Annotated in this window: 15 protein-coding genes; 3 read left to right on the top strand and 12 right to left on the bottom strand. The window is 49.6% G+C overall.

Going from position 1 to position 23,729, the window contains the following annotated elements; genetic code table 11:
* Positions 1-165: 165 nt before the first annotated feature.
* The 5 genes from FPE01S_RS18400 to FPE01S_RS18380 all read right to left on the bottom strand — a co-directional run bounded on the left by FPE01S_RS18400 (position 166) and on the right by FPE01S_RS18380 (position 12,777).
* Positions 166-1,989, bottom strand: coding sequence for a right-handed parallel beta-helix repeat-containing protein (locus FPE01S_RS18400; RefSeq protein ID WP_083990320.1), 1,824 nt, complete (start codon positions 1,987-1,989; stop codon positions 166-168).
* Positions 1,982-5,902 carry a beta-galactosidase gene (locus FPE01S_RS18395; RefSeq protein WP_046370470.1) on the bottom strand — a complete coding sequence of 1,307 codons (3,921 nt, stop codon included), beginning with the start codon at positions 5,900-5,902 and terminating at the stop codon, positions 1,982-1,984. The genes FPE01S_RS18400 and FPE01S_RS18395 overlap by 8 nt, the downstream gene beginning before the upstream one ends.
* A gap of 107 nt (positions 5,903-6,009) precedes the next feature.
* Positions 6,010-8,547: a beta-galactosidase GalB gene (gene galB / locus FPE01S_RS18390; protein WP_046370469.1), complete on the bottom strand. Its 2,538-nt coding sequence runs from the start codon at positions 8,545-8,547 to the stop codon at positions 6,010-6,012.
* A gap of 144 nt (positions 8,548-8,691) precedes the next feature.
* The gene (locus FPE01S_RS18385) at positions 8,692-9,240 is read right to left on the bottom strand and encodes an outer membrane beta-barrel protein (protein WP_046370468.1); all 549 of its coding nucleotides are present in this window, start codon (positions 9,238-9,240) and stop codon (positions 8,692-8,694) included.
* 51 nt (positions 9,241-9,291) lie between these two features.
* Positions 9,292-12,777, bottom strand: coding sequence for a DUF8818 domain-containing protein (locus FPE01S_RS18380; protein ID WP_245624022.1), 3,486 nt, complete (start codon positions 12,775-12,777; stop codon positions 9,292-9,294).
* 109 nt (positions 12,778-12,886) lie between these two features.
* Here FPE01S_RS18380 and FPE01S_RS18375 point away from each other — a divergent pair, with 109 nt between their 5' ends.
* Positions 12,887-13,723, top strand: coding sequence for a hypothetical protein (locus tag FPE01S_RS18375; protein WP_157474091.1), 837 nt, complete (start codon positions 12,887-12,889; stop codon positions 13,721-13,723).
* 77 nt (positions 13,724-13,800) lie between these two features.
* Positions 13,801-14,640, top strand: a complete 840-nt coding sequence (locus FPE01S_RS18370) for a hypothetical protein (RefSeq protein ID WP_046370466.1) — start codon at positions 13,801-13,803, stop codon at positions 14,638-14,640.
* Positions 14,641-14,655: 15 nt separating this feature from the next.
* Here the strand turns inward: FPE01S_RS18370 and FPE01S_RS18365 are convergent, their stop codons facing one another.
* Positions 14,656-16,296: an ABC-F family ATP-binding cassette domain-containing protein gene (locus FPE01S_RS18365; RefSeq protein WP_046370465.1), complete on the bottom strand. Its 1,641-nt coding sequence runs from the start codon at positions 16,294-16,296 to the stop codon at positions 14,656-14,658.
* 104 nt (positions 16,297-16,400) lie between these two features.
* Here FPE01S_RS18365 and FPE01S_RS25950 point away from each other — a divergent pair, with 104 nt between their 5' ends.
* Positions 16,401-16,565 (top strand): hypothetical protein, encoded by a 165-nt coding sequence (locus FPE01S_RS25950; protein WP_157474090.1) that lies wholly within the window; start codon positions 16,401-16,403, stop codon positions 16,563-16,565.
* A gap of 66 nt (positions 16,566-16,631) precedes the next feature.
* On the opposite strand, the gene FPE01S_RS18360 is transcribed toward FPE01S_RS25950, so the two are convergent.
* The 6 genes from FPE01S_RS18360 to FPE01S_RS18335 form a co-directional block, all read right to left on the bottom strand.
* Positions 16,632-17,396, bottom strand: a complete 765-nt coding sequence (locus FPE01S_RS18360) for a succinate dehydrogenase/fumarate reductase iron-sulfur subunit (protein ID WP_046370464.1) — start codon at positions 17,394-17,396, stop codon at positions 16,632-16,634.
* 9 nt (positions 17,397-17,405) lie between these two features.
* Positions 17,406-19,379 (bottom strand): fumarate reductase/succinate dehydrogenase flavoprotein subunit, encoded by a 1,974-nt coding sequence (locus FPE01S_RS18355; RefSeq protein ID WP_046370463.1) that lies wholly within the window; start codon positions 19,377-19,379, stop codon positions 17,406-17,408.
* A 25-nt stretch (positions 19,380-19,404) separates the two neighbouring features.
* The gene (locus FPE01S_RS18350) at positions 19,405-20,112 is read right to left on the bottom strand and encodes a succinate dehydrogenase cytochrome b subunit (protein WP_046370462.1); all 708 of its coding nucleotides are present in this window, start codon (positions 20,110-20,112) and stop codon (positions 19,405-19,407) included.
* 221 nt (positions 20,113-20,333) lie between these two features.
* Positions 20,334-20,771 (bottom strand): DUF3276 family protein, encoded by a 438-nt coding sequence (locus FPE01S_RS18345; protein ID WP_046370461.1) that lies wholly within the window; start codon positions 20,769-20,771, stop codon positions 20,334-20,336.
* A gap of 131 nt (positions 20,772-20,902) precedes the next feature.
* On the bottom strand, positions 20,903-22,738 hold the full coding sequence (locus FPE01S_RS18340; protein ID WP_046370460.1) for an ABC transporter ATP-binding protein: 1,836 nt from the start codon (positions 22,736-22,738) through the stop codon (positions 20,903-20,905).
* Between the two features lie 23 nt (positions 22,739-22,761).
* The gene (locus FPE01S_RS18335; protein ID WP_052955994.1) at positions 22,762-23,580 is read right to left on the bottom strand and encodes a carboxylesterase family protein; all 819 of its coding nucleotides are present in this window, start codon (positions 23,578-23,580) and stop codon (positions 22,762-22,764) included.
* Between the last annotated feature and the right edge of the window lie 149 nt (positions 23,581-23,729).

The raw sequence follows: 23,729 nt of genomic DNA, 5'->3' as shown, positions 1-23,729 counted from the left end.
CCGTCTGCATGAGCAGACGGCTTTTTTGTTTAAGAGTTTAATTGTTTATAAGTTTAGCAGTTGCGTTCGTCAGTGCAAGTAATCTGCGGACAGCAGGCACCAGCTTATAATACCTGCGACCCGGAGCCCAACAACTAAACTTACAAACTATTAAACAGCTAAACTTTACTTCTTCACCACCTGCAGATCAGCTTTCAACTGATCCGCCTTCATATTTTCGAGCTGAATTTCCGGGCGCCACCCTACCCTGAAATCATTGCCAATGATTTCAACTTTTTTACAGGCCGTCAGGCTGAACGATGGCTTTCCTGTCGTGTTCCCATCTCCGGAAATAATATTACCGGTGAATTGCAACCCGTCAACACTCCTGGCGGTGATGACACTGACATCAACCAAATTGAACCGGTTGCCCGTTATGGTGATATTGCGGTGAACAAACCGGTCTGCTACCAGCTTATGATTTTCAGGGGAAATGGCGATAACTGTGTGCTGCGGATCAGAATTATAACCACATCCTTCAAAAAGGTTGTTGCGGATGATTACATCCTGCACCGGTCCCGATTCATACCAGCTGCTGGCATCATCAGCAATAAGGATGGCATGCATTCCTGTCCGGTAAAAGACATTATTTTCTATCACTACCTTTCTACGGGTGGTAACCAGCAGGCCGCGGGTATTTGTTTTTTCGAAACGGGAATTCCTTACAGTCAGTTCCGGTGTCCACGTGAGATTTTCCAGGCAATCGCCAACCATCATTCCGGCGAGGTCTTTATCCAGCGTCAAAACCATTTCGCGGCGATTGACCAGTTTAGCGGTTTTCACCACAGCAAAGCCTTTAGCCAGTAGGGTCGCCGGATCTGTCAGCGCAATACTATCCCCCGCAAAATATGCTTCGAAGCCATAGGTCTGATGATGCATGAACCGAACAGTCACCTCGTTACCCTTGCTAATTGAAATGATCTTCAGATGGGTGCCATGTACATTAACCGGGTCATCGTGTGAGCCGGAGGTGAGGCAACTGTCCAGCAGGATACGTCCCCTGCATCCGGAAAAATGAAAACAATCCGCGAAAGCGCTGATTACACGACCAGATCCTTCAGGTGGCGCCACACGCACTTTCACCAACGAAATATCTTCTGAAAATTGCGAGACAATCCCTAATCCATGCATATAATTCATGGTGATACCCTCCAGGCGGACATTAGCGCACCTGTTGATAAATGCGCCAACATTGTCTCTGTATGGATCGCGGGTCGTCAGCACATTTCCGGCTGCAAAATTTCCGCGGGAAAAATCACCCTCAAACCGTACTGCGAGGGGGCCACTCCTCACCGCGCGGCTTCCTGCGAACGGCTGAAAGCTGCTGTAGTGCATCCTGCCGCTACCGGTATCCAGCAGGATAGTATGATAGGACCTGCTTTTCCATCCCTCGCCGTACCAGTTGATGCGCTGGCTTTCATCGATGTAAAACCAGGTATCAGGATGGATTGCTGCCTCAATTGCGTTGGGTGAAACCTTTACCAGCGTCATTTCCGACATCGTAGGCCGTTCATAATCGAAACGGATATTCTTAAGCTGCACATTCCGGCAACCCGTCAGTACAAAGGATACCATCTTACCATGCAGCACCACGAGGGTGTTGTTCCCATCGATGGTCAGGTCATGCATATCCGCCAGGTCAAAGGCAATATTCTTCTCCTTCGATAAAGTATCGTTCTCGGTAGCATTCGAGATATAGAGCTCTTTCCGAACGGATCCTTCCGGCCACACATCTATTCTCCCTCCCGGCAACAACAGTGTCGCATTTGATTTACCCCTGCAAAAATCAATTGCTTTCCTGATCGCGCCGCTTGCATTTTCGAAGCTGTTGGATCGAACCCCAAATGCATCTGCCCTGACCACTTCCTGTGCCATGGTAAATACCGGCAGCATCAATATTAACAGTGCCAGCAACCGCATTATATTAATTTCAAGCCTTGCTTTAGTCATATTTTTTGTCCGGAATTATTTTGGAAAGTGTCCCGCCTTCTTTATTGTTAAGAAATGTAACCCCGGAGGAATATTTTACCTGCAAGGGATGAATGCATCCATAGAATGTATTGTTACAGATCATGACATTCTTTGCTCCTGAAACTGAAATGCCATACTGCGACTGTTCGCCTTCTATCAGGTTGTTCTCGATACGAATCTGCTGGTGTACTCCGGGCACCGAAATATCCGATGCTTTCACATTGATGGCTATTGCAGTAGCCTGGTCATTGGTCCCATCACCAGTGCCACATCGAAATATCCGGTTATTTCGAATGATAATATTGGAAGAACCCGGTCCCTCCCGCCAGTCACCTTCGGCTCCTATATGGATGGCAGTACCGGTGCTTTCACGGAATGTGCAATTTTCAATCAGAACATTCCTTGTTTTCACCAGTACGGCCCGGGCGAGGTGACTGTTGACAGTGGAATTGACGAATTCTAGACGGGGTAACCGCGTCACATCAATCAGAAAATAATTTTGATGGTCGTCCGGCAATGGTCTGTCAAGTCGAATGTCTGCGTGCCACTGCACCCGGGAAGTGTCCACCTGCCGCACTATATACTTTTCCGTTGTCTTGAGATTGTTTTTCGACACCAGTTCCAGGGTATCACCTGTGTCCGGATAATCTAAAGTCATAGAATGCGTTCCCCAGGCTTTTTCCATTTGTATCCGGTACAGGTTACTGTCCAGTTTTTTGGTGACGACCTGGTAATAGCCATGCACGTTGGTAGCATCGTCACCATGCCCTTCGAACATACAGCCATCCATCCGTATCGTCCCTTTACAGGCAGTAAAGTGGGTAGCGTCCGTGTTGGTGGACTGGAACTTTCCCGGGCGTGGTACAATACGTAATCCATTCAACAGGATGCCGGTGCAACGGTGCCCGACAATACCCATTCCCGGCTGCGCATGGATGGTTACCCGGTCTAGTGTAGTTGCTGATGATTCGAGGAGAAGTACTGCCGGACGGAAATGGAAGGTGTGATTTACCAATGCCATCATCCCGGTAATGCCAGGCGGGTGCTTTGCCCAGACCCGCAACAGGTCGGTACCAATCATTCGGCTGCTGTCAGGAAAATAAATCGTTTCTCCGGCCAGCCGGTTCCTGGTCTTATCCCAAAACATGATCCGGTTCATCACCAGGCTGTCTTTCACAAAAAATGCATCGTTAAACCTGATATCAAAATACATTTCTGTTGCCCCTGTCACCAATCCTTCGCTGTGAGGCGGTGTTGCATAGTCAATGGTCAGTCCCCGGATGGTTACTCCTTTACAATTCTCAAGGGATACGGGCTCCATCCAGCCTTCAACCATAAACACGGCGCCGTCTGCGATTACCTCCAGGTCGTTAATACGATCAAACCTGATGCCCCTGACATAGTCGTAATAAGGTGTATAAATGATATCCTGGGAATTGCGTCCCATTTTGTGGCTCATGACATCCTGCATCAACTGTATTGCGCGGCCATCTGAAATCTTGTAAGTTCCAGGCGGAATCAATAATCGCCTGATCCTGTTTTTTCTGCAGTAATCCACTGCATTTTGAAGCCCTGACCTGTCGTTGAAATCATCATTTGGAATTGCTCCAAATGACGCGGCAGAAACGGCTGCGGGAAGGGAATCAGGAATGATGTCCACCTGCACCTTGTACTCAGGCACAATCGTTACTTTCACTACACCAGGTTTTGCCGCCTTCACGCGTTGGACGATAGCAGGAGCAACTCCGGTGATGTTATCATTCCATGGTTCTGTTGCAATACGCAAATTTCCTTTCCCCAAGAACTTGTTGATTCCCACCACCCAGGTAGTTCCGTTAAAAAGGTGGTCACCTACTACCACACCTTTATCATTTAATAGCTTAGCAGCCCCGCCGAGATAATCAATGTTCACCTTAACATCCTCCAATGCTGCAGGAATATTTTCCGGCACAATAAGTTCCATCATTCCCGAGGGTGATTCCTTCAATTGTACAGGCAACTTAACGGCCTCACCTTTAATTACAACCACATCCGAAATCGTGCCCTTGCTGGTTATTGCCGTTGGAGAAAAATATTTAATGCCGGAAGGATAAATCGTAAACTGAAAAGATGGCTTGCCTAACTGGCTCAACCTGATCTGGCCATCATCGAAGTTCACATCCGCAGTAGAAATGATCATCGCTTCTTTTTCACCAGCCTGTATTTTCACAGCATTTTCCGCCTCCTGCCTGCTGAGGAATATCATGATCACCCTACTGCCATTGCCCGCTGTCACCGAAATACTTTTTCTTTGGCCGACAGAAATTGCGGTCACTCCATTTTTTTGCTTAAAGAATTTTGCCGGCTGATCAATGCTTTTCAGGGTTGCGGCATCAAATGCAGCTATCGGTTCCGTGCCCGGCAATCGTTGAAAAAAAAGTAACGTATCACTTCCATTGGCCACTCTGCACATCAACTGCGCGGTCACATATTTGATCCGCACGCCATTCACTGACAGGTTGAATGGCAGCACCGGACTCGTCTTTCCTTTCAACCAAAATGAAGGAAAATCGATGGTCTCGCCCGGAAGCTTAACCTGAAGGTGAACCTTCTTATCCGGCATATCCACCCGTACCTGGGCATTGTTCAGAAAAACAAAACCCGAATTGTCTTTTACACGGGTGCAATAGCGCAGTTGTATGGTATCCAATGGATCTTTTACCGGATATTCCGGTTCAACCACCTGCATTTGGGCAAGATCGCTGCCGAAGTCATTGATGAACTGGTGCAGTATCCTGAGATACCGGTAAGAAGGCCGCAATTCATTGTATTCCCCGATGGGCGCCTGGAAATCATAACTCTCCGGAAGGCCTGGCTCCTTCAATCCCGGCGTTTGTGTTCCCCCATGGAACATATAATAACCAACCAGGTTCATCCCCCTGCCAACCTGATTCTGCAAGTGGGCCTCGACGATATGCGGGTCAACCACGAAACGGTTGGCAAAGGTCATCTGGCTGCCGCATCCCTGCTCACACATGCCTTTCGGAAATTTGTGTACATCATAGAACACTTTGCCGAGTGCGTCGTCCATGATCCACTGGTCATTGCCATACAGGAAATCTTTGGTTGCTTTCCCGCCACCAGCCTCCCAGCCCCTGTAGGGATAGGCACCCTGTAGCGGAATTACTTCCATAGCCTCATCATCGAATACAGTATTGGCCGTTACCGACCAATACACGGGTTCAATACCAGCGGCCTGAGCCATTTTTTTTAACGTTGAAATATGTCCCTGCTTTCCGGAAGCATATTCATTTTCCAGTTGTATTCCGATTACCGGGCCGCCATCCTTAAAATACATTCCCGCAGTAACACTACCGATCTGCTTAAATAGTTTTGATGCTGCTTCCAGGTAGGCGGGATCATTGGTCCTCTTCCCTTTCATTTGTTCAATCCACTCCGGAAATCCTCCATGCAATTGCTCGCCATGGCTCCAGGGACCTATCCTTAACCAGACATACATGCCATTACTTTGACAGGTCTCCAGGAATTGCCGCAGATCACGATTGCCCCGCCAGTCCCAGGTACCAGGATGCTGTTCATGTTCGTTCCAGAAAACATAGGTAGCCACAACTGACAAGCCGCCGCTTTTCATCTTCGCGATCTCACTGTTCCAGAAAGCAGGTAACACCCTGTTATAATGCAACTCTCCCATCAGGGGCATCCAGGGTTTGCCATCCCGTTCAAAATAGCTGCTGTTCACCGATAAGGTCTGTCCCGAAGGGTCTTTACCTGTCATGTTGATCACCGCCGGTTTTGCTGGTTCATTCACCCGGCGGAGATCGATGGTACATTGTTGTTCCTGGCACAGCGCCAAAGCCGGAACCACAGACAAAAAGAAAAAGATAATTTTCATCACGGTCTTAAATATTAAAGTACCCTTTCTGGTATAATTCGATATATAAGACAACCTTATCGACCAGAAGGGCTAGTGACGAAAAAAAAAGTGCGTCTTGATTAACACTACCGCTGCTTTATTTCCACTGACACAGAAGCTGGCTGCAATCCGGCGCTTCGGGCATGTAGCTGCAGCTTACCAGACAGCCCTGGTTTTGGCTTTACAATCACCAATACCATCCCGTTAAACGCTGCCTTCGTGTGGCTTTGAAAGGATTCAAAACTTGTCGGATCACCGTTATCGGTAGCAACTATGTCACCCGGCCCTTCCACGTCAAACTGAACAGGCGGGCTGGAACCAGGTACCAGCATGGCGTTTTCATCCACCACCGTCGCAGTGACAAACAGCAACTCTTCTCCGTTACTGATGACCGTTTGCTGATTTGCCGTCAGGTTCAACCCTGACATTGTTCCTGTTGTTTGCACACTGTCTGTCGCCCACCGCCTGCCCTGCTTATAAGCTATCGCTGTCAGCTTTCCCGGCTGGTACACCACGCTATCCCAGATCAGCCTGTAATCTCCCGCCATTTTCTTTTTTCTTCCGAGACTTTTACCGTTAAGAAATAGCTCGGCTTCATCACCGGATGTATACAAATGAACCGGCACAATAGAATCAATCCTGCCCGGCCAGTTCCAGTGCGGCAACAGGTGAGCCATCGGCAATTCAGGCCGCCATACCGACTGGTACAGGTAATACCGGTCTTTGGGAAACCCACACAAGTCGACGATGCCAAAATAACTACTGCGGGAAGGCGGATTCTTCGCCTTCATTTCGGCCAGCTTTTTCTCCAGCGAATCGCGCTTTGCGGGATCATTTCTGAAATTCAGCAGGTTGGTCTCATCAGAACCATAGGGCGTGGGTTCTCCCAGGTAATCAAAGCCCGTCCACACAAACTCTCCCAGCAGCCGTGGCATCCGCTGCAATATATTGAACTGGGTATCTGGAATACATCCCCAGCCTGGTTTAGCCACATCGTAGGAACTGATCTGCCAGTTCCTGTAGGGTGATCCGAAAAAATATTCGCCTCTTGTACTGAGACAGGATGAAGTTTCACTTCCAATCGTAGGTTTCTGCGCATAACGGGGATCTTTATCCCAAACAGGTTGTTGACTGAAAAAATAATTGACTCCCATAATATCCAATGCCTGAGCGGCGCCTGATGACCGGCCTCCGTCCGGATCATTATAGCCATTGGATACCGGTCTTGTGGGGTCTTCCTTATGTACAATATCAACCAGCATGCGGGTGAGCGCTACATCCTGCTGATCCATCACTTCATTGCCAATTGACCAGATAAATACGGATGGATGATTTTTATCCCGGCGTACCATAGCTGCCAGGTCCTTCTCATGCCACTCCGTGAAAATCTTATTGTAGTCATTTTTCTTCTTGCCGGTTTTCCAGGCATCAAACGCTTCATCCCACACCAGGAACCCCATCTCGTCTGCAAGTTCCAGCAATTCCGGCGCAGGCGGATTATGGGATGTTCTCAACGCATTGCACCCCATCTCTTTCAGAATGGACAACTGCCTGCGCAGGGCGCTTTTATTCATCGCAGCGCCCAATGCCCCGAGATCGTGGTGATTACAGGTGCCCTGGATCTGTACCCGTCTTCCGTTTAGCAATACACCGCTGTCCGCTGTTACCCTGATCGTCCTGATCCCGAAAACAGTGTAATAGGTGTCCGTTATTTTGCCTTTTACTTCGATACTGGTTTTTGCGATATACCGGTTGGGATGCTCCAGGTCCCATATTTTCGGATGCTTCATACTGGTCCGGCTGACGGATACAACTGAATCGTAAGCACCGACAAAAACGCTGGTAACAGGCATCGATCCCGCTTCCCGTATGATCCTGTTATGGGCATCCACCTCAAAAAGCGTTGAGCGGATGGCAGCGCTAACGGGTTTACCGGAATGATTAACCACCACCGTATTCAATTTGATAGCAGCAGCAGCCGCAGACACTTCCGGCGTCGTAATGGTCGTTCCCCAGTGCCCTACATGCACCGGGTCTGTCTTCACGAGCCAGACATGCCGGTAAATGCCCGCGCCGGGATACCACCTGGAATCCCATTTTTCTGTATCCAGCCTGACCGCAATCACATTTTCCTGGCCAGCTTTGATGTACGGTGTCAAGTCCATCCGGAAGGAGCTGTAACCATAAGGCCATTTGCCGATATAGTGCCCGTTCAGCCAAACCTCCGCATAAGCCATTGCCCCGTCAAAGTCTATAAATATCCGTTTCCCCGCATCCCCTGCAGGAAGCGCAAAATGCTTACGGTACCAGCCGATTCCTTTCCACGGTAGTTTTCCGGTCTCTCCGGCCAGATCAATTCTGAAGGGGCCGGTAATCGCCCAATCGTGCGGCAGTTTGAGTTGTTGCCAGCCGGCATCCTTAAAATCAACGGCTGATATATTCGCTTCCTCAGCTACACTGAAACCGTCTGCCTGCAGCCCGTAACGCCTGAACAGCCAGCCATCATCAAATGAAAGGGTGCCGGCCTGGCCCATTCGTGAAGGCAATTGCTGAGAAAAAGCAAGCGCAGTTGTTAGTGACAATAACAATACAAGTAAAATGACTTTAGCGTTGTGCCCGGGCATACAATCGTATTTTAATAAAAATACAGGCATATACACACGACCATCTTTTCCGGATTTACCAATTGCTGTTTTTAAATTACCCGCTCACCACCAAAAAAAAATTCCGGCACTATGGCCGGAATCGCTATCATCAAATGATGTTTACTAACGGAAAGTGTAACGCACAGACACCCCTACATTACCACCATTGAAAGAATTGTAACCATTATAGTGGTAAGGATCATCACTATCGTAAGGATCTACCAGGCTGAAGGTGGGACGGAAATCGGCAGACAGGTTCAGGGGAATATTGCCGAATTTGTAATCAATACCGCCGGTAGGGAAGATTCCCAGGCCAAACCCGGTATAATGATCATCATCACTGAAAGAATTGTACGCGGTCAGACCACCTCCAATATACCATTGCAATCCGGGAACTGGCTGGATGGGAAAATGATGCTGGTAGGCAGCGGAAAATGCCAATGTTACCCAATTGATCTTGTCGCCGGGATAATTATAGGTCCGCGGACGAAAACCAAGATCCAATTCAATCGCACCCTTTTCGGTAATGAACGTTTTGTAGGAAGCAGAAAGCAACTCATAATAACCCGTACTCAACCTGCCACCAATGGCTGATTTGTATTCACTGTCCTGGGCACGGGCAGCAACCATGAAAATGCATAAACACAAAATCGATAAACTGAATCTTTTCATACAAGGATTTTAATAGTGGGCGAAATTATTTAAAAAAAAGTGAATCATTGGTTAAAGGATCGCACGCAATCCGGCACGGCCAATGTGTATGATCCTGGTATCACCAGGTTTTCTTCCTTCATATTGTATATTCATTTCAAGATTCCTGCCAAGCCTCTTGGTAAGATCCAGCGTCCACAACAGGTTTCGACCCGGTTGAAGGCCATCCAGCATCACATAACTGACCGTACTGTTCGTCGCATAAGGATACTTGATAGTGTTATACGTGAACCTGGCCTGAACGGAAGTACTTTGCAGAATATTGTATTTGATGTCTGTATTAAAGGCATTGGACAGGTAGATTTCCCCTGCGCCCTCGCGGTTTTCCTTGCGGCCATAGCGATAGCCGCCACTCACGCGGAAATTCGCCCCCTGGGTAAAACTCAGCTTCGGCTCCAGTGATTTTCCGTCAATCCGGTAATTGCGGTTATCAAACTGCGCATTCGCCGTTTCCAGTTCATTCATGTTGGTTTTACCGGTAAGCTCGAACGTGATTTTGCGCGTAAGATTCCATCGGGTCCGAAAGGTAAAGTCATCCAGGGCGCGGCTTTCCAGCCCATAGGTGAGTAATATTTTCCCCCGATTGCGGGACTGACTGATGTCAAATCCCCACTTCGAACTGAACCGGTTAAACGCAAGGCTGTTCACCCAGATATTCGCCAGGGTGATCAGGGTACTGTCATCGAAATTCTTGCTGAAAGGATTGAACTGGCTGATGCCATCAGAAATCTGTTTGCGCGATAACTGCAGGCTGCTCTGCAGGCTGATCCTGGCTATGAATTTCTTCAGGCCGCTGGCGGTCGCCAGTTCGATCGCATTCCTCGGATTCAGCGCCAGGCTATAATTGAAGCTATTGTAACTGGCTTTCACAAAGTCATTGGTAGGAGTGAATATGCGGATGAACTTTGCCTGATCAGAGAATTGTGCGATCTCGAATTCATTCAGTTGCTGCACACCATCCCCGTTATAATCAAACCACGCATACTCCCCCTGGCCGGCAGGCACTTCGAGGAATGCATAATCGCGCTTCTGCTCCTGCCCTGCCCCCAATTCATATAATACGTTACCACTCAGCATCCCGTTCCATTCATTAACGGCGTATTCCATCCGGCCCAGCAGGCTTTTGTCTGACGCGGTATTGGCGACTGTTTTGTGATCTACCTTCAGCACCCTGTAGGTGGTGTTCAGGCGAAGCTGATGCGCCTGGCTTTTCAGCAACTCCGTCATCAGGCTGATGTTCTGGCTTCGGTCCGTCCGTTCCATTTTGGATCCGGCAGGCATCTGGTCTGCCCGGGTATAATAACTGACGCCCCAGCGGTTCGGCTTCTTATCATCAGAGTTCAGATATACTTTGAGGACATCGAAGGAGAAACTGTAAGGCGTGATGGTATCGCTTTGTTTGTACCGGGCTATATTCTGCTCGAGCGAATAACTGGCGCCGAGGGTATAGTTCTGCAGTCCTGACAACGTTTTGGAAATATCGAACGTGGGCCGGAAAAAGTATCCCTTATCCGTGCCGCTTTCTGAGCTTGTCATGCTGACCTGGTTGTTGAACCGCCAGCCTTTCGTTTCCTGCAACTGGGTCAAACTGTTACGGATACCCGAAAAGCCATCACTCCGGTTATAACCGGTCAGCTGGTACCGGAGTTTGTTGTTCCTGTCGTCCCCCAGCTCAAGGCCGGCGCTGAACATCGTTTCATCAGCAGGCTGCACCACCAGCGGCAATCCCCAGTCACGGGTGAACTCCACATTGCGCAAACGCTCCAGGGGCTTGAAACTGTGTTCCACCCATTCCACGGAGCCGTCACCCTGGATACGCCTGCCCCTGCTGATCGGGATCACGTGCTTCAGCTGTAGTCGTCCGGCAAGTCCACGGTCGTTGCCTTTTCCTTTAGTGGAAAAGGTATTGATATCATACCGGCTCATGCCCACATCCGCACTGATCAGGGTTCGGTTGTCCACCTGGTAATCGCCGCCAAACGTCAGCACCTGCTGGCGCTTGGGCGTCACCAGGAAAGTTGCCGCTTCATACTGCCCCTGCGGAACATTGTTGACAGGCGCCACCCATTTGTACACTTTACCATTCGCCGCATTGAGGTCCGGCACATAATTGCCCTTCCCCGCACCTACATCCACGAAGGATAGATTATACCGTGCACTGTCGGGATTGGTAGAATAGATATAGATCGAATCTTTCAGCCCGTTGTTTTCAATCTCCACTTTTTTATAGAGGATTTTGGAAGGAGAAAACGTATCGATCTGGGCCACCGGGTAGAAAGCATATTGTACACTATCACCGATTGCTGACAGGAACTGTTTTTGTTGAGGATCCAGCGTTTGGTTGATGGGTGAGTTTTTGGCGTCATTATTGGAAAACACACCCATCCGCAACCGAAACCTTTTTCCAAAATTCGTTTCATTGGCGAGGTACAGGTTCGTATTCAGGTAGTTCCTGTCTGCATATTCAAACTCCACCTGGATGCGCCGGTCTTTGGTGATCATCCGCCTTGGCGTGAAGGTGATCTCAGCCGTATTGTAATTGATCGTATAATCGCGGTCTTCTCCCCGTTGCATCAGTTCACCATCGATAAATACCCGTTCCGTTCCGGCAAGCACCACGAAGTACAATTCATCATTGGCGCCGGTAAGGCGGTACGGCCCCTGGTTGCCCTCCATGCCATCAAATACATTCCGCGTGAATTTCCCCTTGGCAATCGATCCGCTGAAGAGCGTACTGTTGGTAATATTTCTTCCGATGGTGGATGTATTTTCAAAAGAAGCACCCTGTAGCCTTTTATAGAAATTCAGGAAGTAATTGCGGTTCTGCCGCAGATCGATATCGCCGAGACTCAGGGCCCAGCCGTTCTTTTTGAATTGCAGGAAGATCCGGTCAAACTCGTTCAGCTGTTGGGTGGTTCCGTCAGGCTGAATGGGAATATTGTTATCGGTAATGGCAGCTGCGATCTCAATACTGTCGGCAAGGTAACCGCTGATCTGGAGATTGAGGTTGGAAGTAACCACTGCATCCTGGGCATTGCCGAAGGAAATCCCTCTTCCGAAACTGCCGTTGTACGTGATATTGCCAAAATTGAAAAATTCGTTGTCTGCATTGGGATCTCCATAAGCCTTCCGCAATTCCTGCTGGCTGGCGTAGCTGTTGGCAATACTGTCAAAATTGAGCCGCTGCCTGCTGGCATTCAGCCTGCTCCCCAGCACACGGTAACGAACCAGTACAGAGTCTATGGGGGGCACCTGCTTCCAGTAAACGGTTCCATTCAGCCAGTCGACGGTGTACCAGTGTGCCGGAATGCCCGGAATATGAACCGTGTTGGGGATCAGTGAGGAGCTGTCGATTACCGTGAGCCCGGCATGAACCGGAAGGTATTTTTCGCGGAGGTTGGAAGCGGGAGACGACTTGCCGGGGCCAATAGTCGATTGTGCCCGGGAAAGTCCCGTCGCGAGTACGATCAGCAATGGTATAAGCAGTAGTTTTCCCAAACGCTCCCTTTCCCTTAAAGCGCGAATATAAGCTGATTATTGTGCTTTCCAGACGGGGAGCGGATTACAGCGGATGCAGCGATTCCCCGCGGCCATCTGTCAATGGTGCATGAAATCTAGAAACCCTATCCCCGTTTTTGCCTGCCTCAGCCTGATGGTCATCCTTTTAGGAAGCTGTACCGGATCAAATAAGCTCCTGATGAGTTCCATCCCTTACGCCCAAAGTTCCTACCATGTACAGCCGACCCTGAGTGACAGTATCTCCCACGCCAACTATGTGAGTCTTGCCGGTTCTTTTAACGCCATTGGCCGCGACCTGGAAGACAATTCCCAGTTGGCCCAGTTCAAATTTCACCATGCCGGTACAGCCGGTCGTTTCCAGTATTATGGTGGCCTGCAGTTGAACGCCGGGGCGTATAACATCACGGATGGCCTGTATGAAGACAGCACATTTAGCGAGTACCCCTACAGGCGGTCCAATTTCGTTTTTGCGGGCGCCGTCAGTTTTGGCGCCTATTATACCCTGCCGGTGTCCAAAAGCTTTGAGTGGCGGATCCTGGGTGTGGATGGAAGTGTTGGTTATGAGGGCGGTAAATATGTTCAATACAGGAAAGGTCTTCCGAATCATTTGCTGGGGTATGTGGACAAAGAGAATTTCCAGCAGGTTTACTACCTGAGTACGGAAATGGTGTTTAAGAAGAGACGTTCGGGCTTCAAGCTGGGTTACCAGTTCTCCGTTGGCACCACTTTCAGGGAACTGCCCTATGATGAGTATTATAACGGCAGTAGCAGCGCGGTATTGAACGGTTACAGCACCCCGGCGATCGTACGCAATACCCTGCACCTGGGCAATGACCCGATGTATTTTTATTTCCAGGTGTATGGAAGCCGCTACCTGCTCGGTTTTGGAACTGGCATCACCTATCGTATCAGTAATCTTAGATAAATTCCAAAAGGCGCTCTTAACCAGCGCCTTTTTTGCTATTTTGGATAGTTCGATTTATTAAACCTTAACTATATATCATGAGAACCTTATCCAATTTTGCTATCCGGCTATGGCCGTTTCCCGCCATTTCATTGCTGCTGACCAGTTGCACAGGTCCGGGAATCGTCATGAGTCCGCTGCCCTTTACCCAGAGTACCTACCAGGTTCAACCTACCCAAAATGACAGCGTCAGGTCAGCAAATTACCTGTCGGTTGCAGGCTCCATTAACGGCGTAGGCGATAATGACGATTTCGATATGGCACTGCTGGGACAGATCAAATTTCATCATGCCGGTAAAGCCGGTCGCTTCCAGTATTTCGGGGGTGCACAGGTTAATCTCGGGTCTTATAACTCCAGCGACAAGGTTTTGATTACTGATACTGCGATGCACTATCCCCAGAAAGATCTCTATTTTGTCTGTTCAGGTGCTGTCACTGCAGGATTCTCCTATGTGATACCAGTTCATCCGAACTTCGACTGGCGTATTATCGGCTTGGAAGGGACTATAGGATATGAAGGTGGCCAATATGTAAAATACAGGAAGGCATTACCCGGAGATTATTACGAATACATTGACCGGCAAAATTTACAACAGCTGTATTTTCTAACTACAGAACTGGTATTCCGGAAGAAAAAGAACGGCTCGAAGATCGCCTACCAGCTTGCCGTGGGTACCCATTTTAAGCAACTGCCCACCGATGAATATGACTATGACGGAAACATTTACAATTTTCATACAACTGTGCCGGCAGTGGTCAGGAATACCGTAGCGTTTGTCGGGGATCCAATCAGCTTTCATTTGCAATTCACGGGCAGCCGGTATTTTGCAGGAATTGGTGCCGGCCTTACTTATCAACTTGGTAGAAACCGAAAATAAAGTCTGCTGACAGTTTTAGGCCAACGCCTTCTCCTGGTACATTTCTGCTTTCAGGTTCTTCACCCGGTCGTCAGAAAGGTATTCGTCGAAAGTCATCAGGCGGTCGATAATTCCGTTGGGCGTCAGCTCAATAATGCGGTTGGCCACCGTCTCCATGAAAGTATGGTCATGGGAAGTCATGAGCACCACACCAGGGAAGTTCTGGCAGCCTTCGTTGAAGCTCTGAATGCTTTCCAGGTCGAGGTGGTTGGTCGGCTGGTCAAGGATCACCAGGTTCGGTGCCTGCAGCATCATCCGGCTAACCATACAGCGCACTTTTTCTCCACCGCTCAGCACATTCGTCTTCTTCATGATATCATCACCACTGAACAGCATTTTGCCCAGGAAGCCGCGCAGGAAAGGTTCGTCTGCATCGGTTACATAAGCAGGAACATACTGACGCAGCCAATCCATCAGGGTCAGGCCATGGGTAAAGAACTGGTTGTTTTCCAGGGGCAGGTAGGCCGTAGTGATCGTAGTGCCCCACTCCAGTGTGCCTTTATCTGCCTGCCGGTTGCCGGTGATAATCTCAAAGAAAGCGGTAACAGCCAGGGGATCCTTGCTGAGGAAGGCAATCTTGTCATTCTTGTTGACGCTGAAGGAAACTTTATCGAACAGCACCCGTCCGTCTACGCTGGCAGCCAGTTTCTCCACATTAAGGATCTGGTTGCCCACTTCACGCTGGGGTTGAAAAATGATACCGGGATATCGCCTGTTGGAAGGCTCGATCTCTTCGATAGTAAGTTTCTCGAGGGCTTTTTTCCGGCTGGTAGCCTGCTTGGATTTTGAAGCGTTCGCACTGAATCGCGCGATGAACTCCATGAGGGCGGCACGCTTTTCTTCTGTCTTCTTGTTCTTGTCATTGATCTGGCGGCTCATCAACTGTGAGCTCTCATACCAGAAGGTATAGTTACCGGTAAAGATCTTGATCTTCTGACGGTCCACATCCGCCACATGGGTACATACGGCATCCAGGAAGTGACGGTCATGGGATACGACCAGTACGATATTTTCATAATCAGCCAGGAAGTTCTCCAGCCAGCCGATGGTTTCAATGTCCAATCCGTTCGTCGGTTCGTCCAGCAACAGGATGTCCGGATTGCCGAAGATCGCCTGCGCCAGGAGCACCCGCACTTTCAGGTTGCTGGGGATATCTTTCATCAGGCTGTTGTGGAACTGTTCGGGAACGCCCAGTTCGCTCAGCATGGAACCGGCATCACTTTCGGCTGTATACCCGCCCATTTCGCCGAATTCGCCTTCCAGCTCACCGGCACGCATACCGTCTTCCTCGGAAAAATCAGCTTTTGCATAGATGGCATCGCGCTCCTGCATCACTGACCACATCTTTTGGTGGCCCATGAGCACAGAGTTCAGCACGGTGACCTCATCATAAGCGAAGTGGTTTTGCTTCAATACAGCCAACCGCTCACCTGGGGTAATGCTGACAGAGCCTTTTGAGGGCTCGATCTCGCCGGAGAGAATCTTCAAAAATGTGGATTTACCTGCGCCGTTTGCCCCGATAACGCCATAACAGTTCCCCTTGGTAAAATTCAGGTTCACTTCATCAAACAATACCCTTTTACCGAAAGAGAGTGTTACATTATTAACTGAAATCATATGAATTGCCTTTTTCCGAGGCGCAAAGGTACGAACTAATCCCCTAAACTGGTAAACAACTAAACTGTTAACATTCTCTACCTTAATAGTTCAAATTCAGGGTTATGAGAAAGCAGGTACTATTGTTGGTATTGGTGGCTTTCATGGCCGCCGTTGCTTTTGCCAGTTTACAGAACAGGAGCAGAAAGTCCAGTCCGGCACCTGAAAAAAAGGAGATCAAAAAGGAAGAAAAGAAAAAAGATTGTTCAAGGCATTGCCCCTTCAGTTGAGAAGCGGCACGCAACAGAAAGGGCCATCCCCACGGACGGCCCTTTTTTTATGCAGTAAGGTCGTGGTTATTTTTCTGACACCAGTCCCGCAGCAATATATTCCCCATTGAGGCGGGAGATATTGGAAAGGGAGATTTCCTTCGGGCAAACCGCTTCGCAGGCACCGGTATTGGTACAGGAGCCGAAGCCTTCCTTGTCCATCTGCGCCACCATGTTCAGTACACGGGTCTTCCTTTCGGGACCTCCCTGTGGCAGCAGTGCCAGGTGGCTCACTTTAGCAGAAAGGAACAGCATTGCTGAACTGTTTTTACAGGCGGCCACACAGGCACCGCAACCAATACAGGCAGCGGCAGCAAAAGCAGCATCAGCTTTGTCTTTCTCAACGGGCAGCGCGTTGGCATCAACTGCGTTACCGGTATTCACCGAAATATAACCACCCGACTGGATGATCCGGTCAAAGGAAGAACGATCCACCATCAGGTCTTTGATGACCGGGAAAGCATTTGCCCTCCAGGGTTCAACGGTAATGGTATCACCATCTTTGTAGGCCCGCATGTGCAGCTGGCAGGTTGTATTCGCCTGCCAGGGACCGTGAGGTTTCCCGTCGATATACATTGAGCAGGTTCCGCAAATTCCTTCGCGGCAGTCGTGGTCAAAAGCGATCGGGTCTTTTCCTTCACGGATCAGTTCTTCATTCAATATGTCGAACATTTCCAGGAATGACATTTCCTCAGAAACATTTTTCACCTGGTAAGTTTCGAAACGTCCTGTATCCTGGCTGTTCTTTTGCTTCCAGACTTTCAGTGTCAGGTTCATGTTGTTACTAGACATGGTTCGTATTTATTTGTAAGAACGCTGCGTAGGTTTAGCAACTTCAAAATTCAGATCTTCTTTATGCAATTGCCATTCGTGTTCTGCCTTGTATTCCCAGGCAGAAACATAGGAGAATTCAGCGTCATTGCGTTTTGCTTCTCCTTCTTCGGTCTGGCTTTCCTCCCGGAAGTGGCCGCCGCAGCTTTCCCGGCGATTCAGTGCATCGAGGCACATCAGTTCGCCCAGCTCGATGAAATCCGCTACCCGGTTGGCTTTGTCGAGTTCAGGGTTCATTTCGTTCACTACTCCGGGGATCTTTACATCACTCCAGAACTCTTTCTTCAGCTGCTGGATCTCCACGATGGCTTCCTTCAGTCCCTTTTCGTTACGGGCCATACCGCATTTGTCCCACATGATCTTACCGAGCCGCTTGTGGAAGCTTTCTACGGTCTGTTTACCCTTGATATTCATGAGCTGACTGATCCTGTCGGAAACTGATTTCTCTGCTTCTACGAATGCAGGATGATCTTCCGGGATCGCCTTGGTCATGATGTCATCAGCCAGGTAATTGCCGATGGTATAGGGAATCACGAAGTAGCCGTCAGCCAGCCCCTGCATGAGTGCAGATGCACCGAGACGGTTGGCACCGTGATCACTGAAATTCGCTTCACCGAGACAGTACAGTCCGGGCACCGTTGTCATCAGTTCATAATCCACCCACAGTCCGCCCATGGTATAGTGTACCGCGGGGTAGATCCGCATGGGAATTTCGTAGGGATTCTCGCCGGTGATCTTTTCGTACATATCGAAAAGGTTACCGTATTTCTCTTTCACCACATCCTTGCCCAGCTGGGTCACTTCTGCTGCAGAAAGCCCCTGGAGGTTGCGCTTGTTCACTTCGCCTTTTCCATAACGCTGGATCGCATCGGCATAATCAAGGTATACCGCCTGCCGGGAGGTGCCTACGCCATAACCCGCATCGCAACGCTCTTTGGCCGCACGGCTGGCCACGTCACGGGGAACGAGGTTACCGAAGGCAGGATATCTTCTTTCGAGATAGTAGTCTCTTTCTTCTTCAGGAATTTCATTGGGGCGACGGGCATCTCCCTGTTTTTTGGGTACCCAGATCCGGCCATCATTCCGCAGGGATTCTGACATCAGCGTCAGCTTGCTCTGGTGGTCACCACTCACCGGGATACAGGTGGGGTGGATCTGTGTGAAGCAGGGGTTGCCGAAATATGCGCCTTTTTTGTGGGCTTTCCAGGCAGCCGTTACGTTACAGCCCATGGCGTTGGTGCTGAGGTAGAATACGTTTCCGTATCCACCGCTGCACAACAGTACCGAGTGCCCGAAATGTCTTTCCAGTTCGCCCGTTACAAGATTGCGGGCGATGATACCGCGGGCCTTGCCATCTACGATCACCACTTCAAGCATTTCATGGCGGGCATACATGGTCACATTACCCAGGGCTACCTGGCGTTCCAGGGCCTGGTAGGCGCCGATCAGCAATTGCTGCCCGGTCTGACCGGCAGCGTAAAAGGTGCGCTGCACCTGTGTTCCACCAAAGGAACGGTTGCTCAGCAAGCCGCCATATTCGCGGGCAAAGGGAACACCCTGGGCCACGCACTGGTCGATAATGCTGGTACTTACTTCAGCAAGGCGGTGAACATTGGATTCGCGTGCGCGATAGTCACCTCCTTTGATGGTATCATAAAAAAGACGAAAAACAGAGTCGCCATCGTTCTGATAGTTCTTGGCAGCATTGATACCGCCCTGTGCAGCGATGCTGTGTGCCCGGCGGGGAGAATCCTGGAAACAAAACGCTTTCACCTTGTAACCGAGTTCACCCAGCGCAGCCGCTGCCGAAGCACCCGCCAGACCGGTTCCCACCACTACAATTTCCAGCTTGCGCTTATTCGCAGGGTTCACCAGTTTGCAGTGCCCTTTGAATTCTGTCCATTTCTGTTCAAGCGGACCCGCAGGAGTTTTTGAATTGAGCATATGCAGAAAATCTGAATTTATTGAATCAGGCAACCCAGCCAAAGTGCATGGCAATGGGCATCAGGGCAAAGACCAGGGGAACGATAATGGAGAAGCCATAACCCAGGCTGGTCAGGAGAATATTGTATTTCTTATTGTGCACACCTACCGTACGGAAGGCACTCTGGAAGCCGTGAGCGAGGTGATAGGCCAGAGAAATGCATCCCAGGATGTACACCAGTACCACCAGCGGGCTGGCAAAAACATCCTTCATGCGGGTGAACATATCATGCATTTCTACCCCATTATAGGTTACCGGTGACAGTTGGTCGGTGAAACGCGCTTTTGTCCAGAAATGCCCCAGGTGGAGGATCAGGAATAGCAGGATCAGGGTGCCCAGCAGTCCCATGGAACGGCTGTACCACTTGCTGCCCCGGTTGCCCAGGTTTACCGCATACCCCACACCGCGGGCGGCACGGTTTTTTACGGTAAGTGCATAGCCCTGAACGATGTGCAGGAGTATGCCGATGAAAAGTCCGTATTCAAGGATTCTGATCAATACCGTGGAACCCATGAAATGGGCAGCGACATTGAACATTCTACCGTTGTCTTCGGCATTGAAAATGGGCAGATCAGCAAATATGCAGGCATTGATACTAACGTGAACGATCAGGAACAAGACGAGAAAAATACCAGTGAGCCCCATCACGAATTTCTTACCAATCGATGAAGTGAAGAATTCAGACCATTTCATCCTTGTCAAAATTTTGCACAAAAATAGCCATTGATGGCTACTCTTTAACTTTGTTTTTAAAATAAGTTTTGTCTAAGAGGCGCGTTACCAACGAAATGAGCATCATCGCTATTGTATGGAAACCCGTTTTAATATACACGCCACAGCCTGCGCCAACACCTGCCTTCAATAAAAAACCCCCTGCTGAAGCAAGGGGCTGAATAAGCAATTGGTTGGTCGAATTACCACTTGTCTACTTCCTCGTTGTCACCATCAACCGGAGGTATGCTTGCTGCAACTACAGCAGCACCATTGGTTGGGGCAACACTCGCGGCTGCAACAACCGGTGCATGATGTACATGCTCCGCGCCGTCGCCATTTTCTTCGAGGTTGTCGTGGTTATAGGCATCAAAATCAAAATCCGGCATGAGGTCGGTCTTTACATAATCAACAGCCTCAGTTAATGCCTTCAGGAATTTATTAAAGTCTTCCTTATATAAAAAGATCTTGTGACGGTCATAACCGTTGTCGTCAAATTTTTTACGGCTTTCTGTAATGGTCAGGTAGTAATCGTTGCTTCTGGTTGCACGCACATCAAAGAAATAGGTCCTGCGTTTTCCAGCTCTGATCCGTTTGCTGTAAACACTCTCCATCTTTTTGTCATTGTTCTCGTACGCCACAGGTTTTGTTGTTTTTTGCAGTTAATTAATTTCGTTAGGTGCCGAATAAGAGACAAATAAAGCGGTTGTTGTTCAAATCGCAAAATTTTACAAAACTTTTATAATCAACTAAGTGTTTACCACTACCCCCGCTATTTATCCGTTGCCAGGTCCTCTTCCGGCTCGTCCTGCTGGTGTTCGTACAGGAATTGATAATAACCGTTATTTGTAATCAGTTCTTCGTGTGTGCCCTGCTCAACGATGCGGCCGTCTTCCAGCACGATGATCTTGTCAAAACTGAACAGGGAAAAGATGCGGTGCGTGATGATGATGGCGGTCTTTTGTTGCAGGTATTCTTCGAGGTTAGTGATGATCTGTCGCTCCGTTTTGGCATCCACCGCACTGAGGCAATCATCAAAAACGATGATGTCGGGATGCTTCAGCAATGCCCGGGCAATGCTGATCCGCTGTTTTTGTCCACCGCTTAGGGTAACTCCCCGCTCCCCGATCATCGTGTCATACTGCTGCGAAAATCCTTCGATCTCCCGGTGAACACTGGCAGCTTTTGCCGCCTGCTCCACTGCAGCTGCGTTTACGGTTGCCTCGCCAAAAGCAATATTGTTGCGGATGGAATCGCTGAATAAGAAAACATCCTGTGGTACATAACTGACTTCTTCCCGGAGATGATGCAGGTCAATTTTCCGGATATCCACACCATCCAGGGCGATGCTGCCCTCCTGCGGATCATACATCCTCAGCAACAGCTGGGCAAGGGTCGTTTTGCCGCTGCCGGTACGCCCGATGACGGCGACCTTCTCCCCCTGCCTGATATCCAGTGTAAAATTGTGAACGGCCCTGATCCCGGTATGTTCGTAGGTAAAACTCACATTATTGAAACGGATATTGCCGCGCACCTCGGGTTTCAGCGCAGCCTCCGGCTGAAGGATCAGGGGCCGGGTATCCAGGAATTCGTTGATCCTTTTCTGGGAGGCTGCCGCCCGCTGGATCATACTGGCCGTCCACCCGATCGCGCTTACCGGGAAAGTCAGGATATTGATGTACATCACAAATTCCGCCAGCGTACCCGCTGTAACGCCGGAACCGGGCTGCAGGGCATAAATGCCGCCGACCAGGATGGTCAGCAGGGTACTGATGCCGATCATGAGCGACATGGAGGGGAAATAGATTGCTTCCACCTTCGCCAGGCCGATCGCGCTGTTGCGGTAGGCCTCGGCATTCTCCCCGAAATACTCTTCCTGTGCCTTTTCCTGGACGAAACTTTTGATCACCCGGATACCGGAATAAGATTCCTGGGCCGTGGTCGTCAGGTCAGACAACTGTGCCTGGATCTTTTCACTGCGGCGGTTGATGATCGTATTCACGTAATAAATCGTCAGGGCGAGTAAAGGCAACGGGGCCAGAACGATCAGGGTCAGCTTCCAGTTGGCCGTAAACATATAAAACAGGCTGAACCCGATGGTCACGGCCAGGTTGATGAAGTACATGGTAGCCGGACCGGTATACATGCGGACGCGGCTGACATCTTCCGTGATCCGGTTCATCAGGTCGCCGGTACTGTTCTTTTTATAAAAGCTAAGGTCAAGCAACTGGTAATGCCGGTAGATCTCGTTCTTCTGATCAAATTCGATGTGACGGCTCATCACGATGATGGTCTGCCGCACGAGGAACAGGAAGAATCCGCTGAGCAGCGCGGTTCCCAGCAGCACAATGCCGCAAAGCACCAGCATCTGCCGGAAAGATATGTTATTCGAAAAGGCGACCACATATTGCACCAGGGGATCGTAGGCATGCAGCGTTTTTTTCGCCGTGTAACCGGGCAGGTGTTGTTCCACCGCATCGATCACGAACCCGGTCAGCTGCGGTGCCAGGATCCGGAAATAGTTGGAAAGGACGATAAAAAGGATGCCCAGCAACAGCCGCCAGCGGTACTTCCAGAAATATTTGTTCAGCGAGGTAAGGTGCTTCATGGAAACGCGAAGGTAGAGAGAAACTATTGCTTCCAGAACCAGGCGAGAAAGTCCGGCTCGGCGAATGCGTTGTTCCAGCTGTCATGTTTTACGCCAGGGTATTCGATGTAGGATACTTTTTTGGCTTTCAGGTTTTCCAGGCGTTTAACCATATCACGGGAATATTGCACATTCACAGACTGGTCGTCCGCGCCGTGGAAGATCCGGAAGGGCACTTTCGCTGTCTGGCGGTTATACGAGGCCGTATCGCCACCACCACAGATCGGTGCCGCTGCATGAAATACCGCCGGCGCATGATACACCAGTTCGAAAGTTCCCATACCACCCAGGGATAGACCGGAGAGGAACACCTTTTTCTTGTTCACCTTTTCCGTGGCGATCAGGGCAAGTATTAGGTTAAGTGTCCTTTGCAACGGCCGTTTCATCGGTTGGGAATAGTCAAAAATGAATTCGTTGTGATCTGCCTGCCGGTTCACTGTGATATTGGTCCAGGATTCATTCTGCGGGCATTGCGGAAAGACCACGATCGCCGGAAATTGTTTCCGGTTGGAATCCGCCAGGAAAAGTGCGCCTCCGTGCGTCAGTTGTTTTTCATTGTCTGACCCCCTTTCGCCTGAACCGTGCAGGAAGATGAAGAGCGGATATTTCCCGCCCTGCTCATACCCTTCCGGATATAATATGCGGTATTGAAGGGTGTCACCGGCCGACGAGATGTACAATTTTTTCTGGAAGAGGCTCATATCGGGGGATGCAGCAACAACATTCGCGTTCTGCGCCAGACCGGGCAGCACGGAACAACAGAGCAACATCGCAAGGCAAATGGGACGGAGGGACTGACGCATATGGCTGATCGTAGTTAATGAAGTCTACGCTCTGAAGTTACTGCTGTCTGGCAAAATATAACGGGATATATCCTCTTTTCAAAATAGAGCAATTCATAAAACTGAGTGAAATGAGCCACCACACTACATTTCACAAAACTAAACGTTTG

The organism is Flavihumibacter petaseus NBRC 106054 (assembly GCF_000974785.1).
In the GTDB taxonomy this organism is placed as follows: domain Bacteria; phylum Bacteroidota; class Bacteroidia; order Chitinophagales; family Chitinophagaceae; genus Flavihumibacter; species Flavihumibacter petaseus.
The sequence above is the reverse complement of the archived record's forward strand: the minus strand, read 5'-3'. Positions and strand labels throughout refer to the sequence as shown.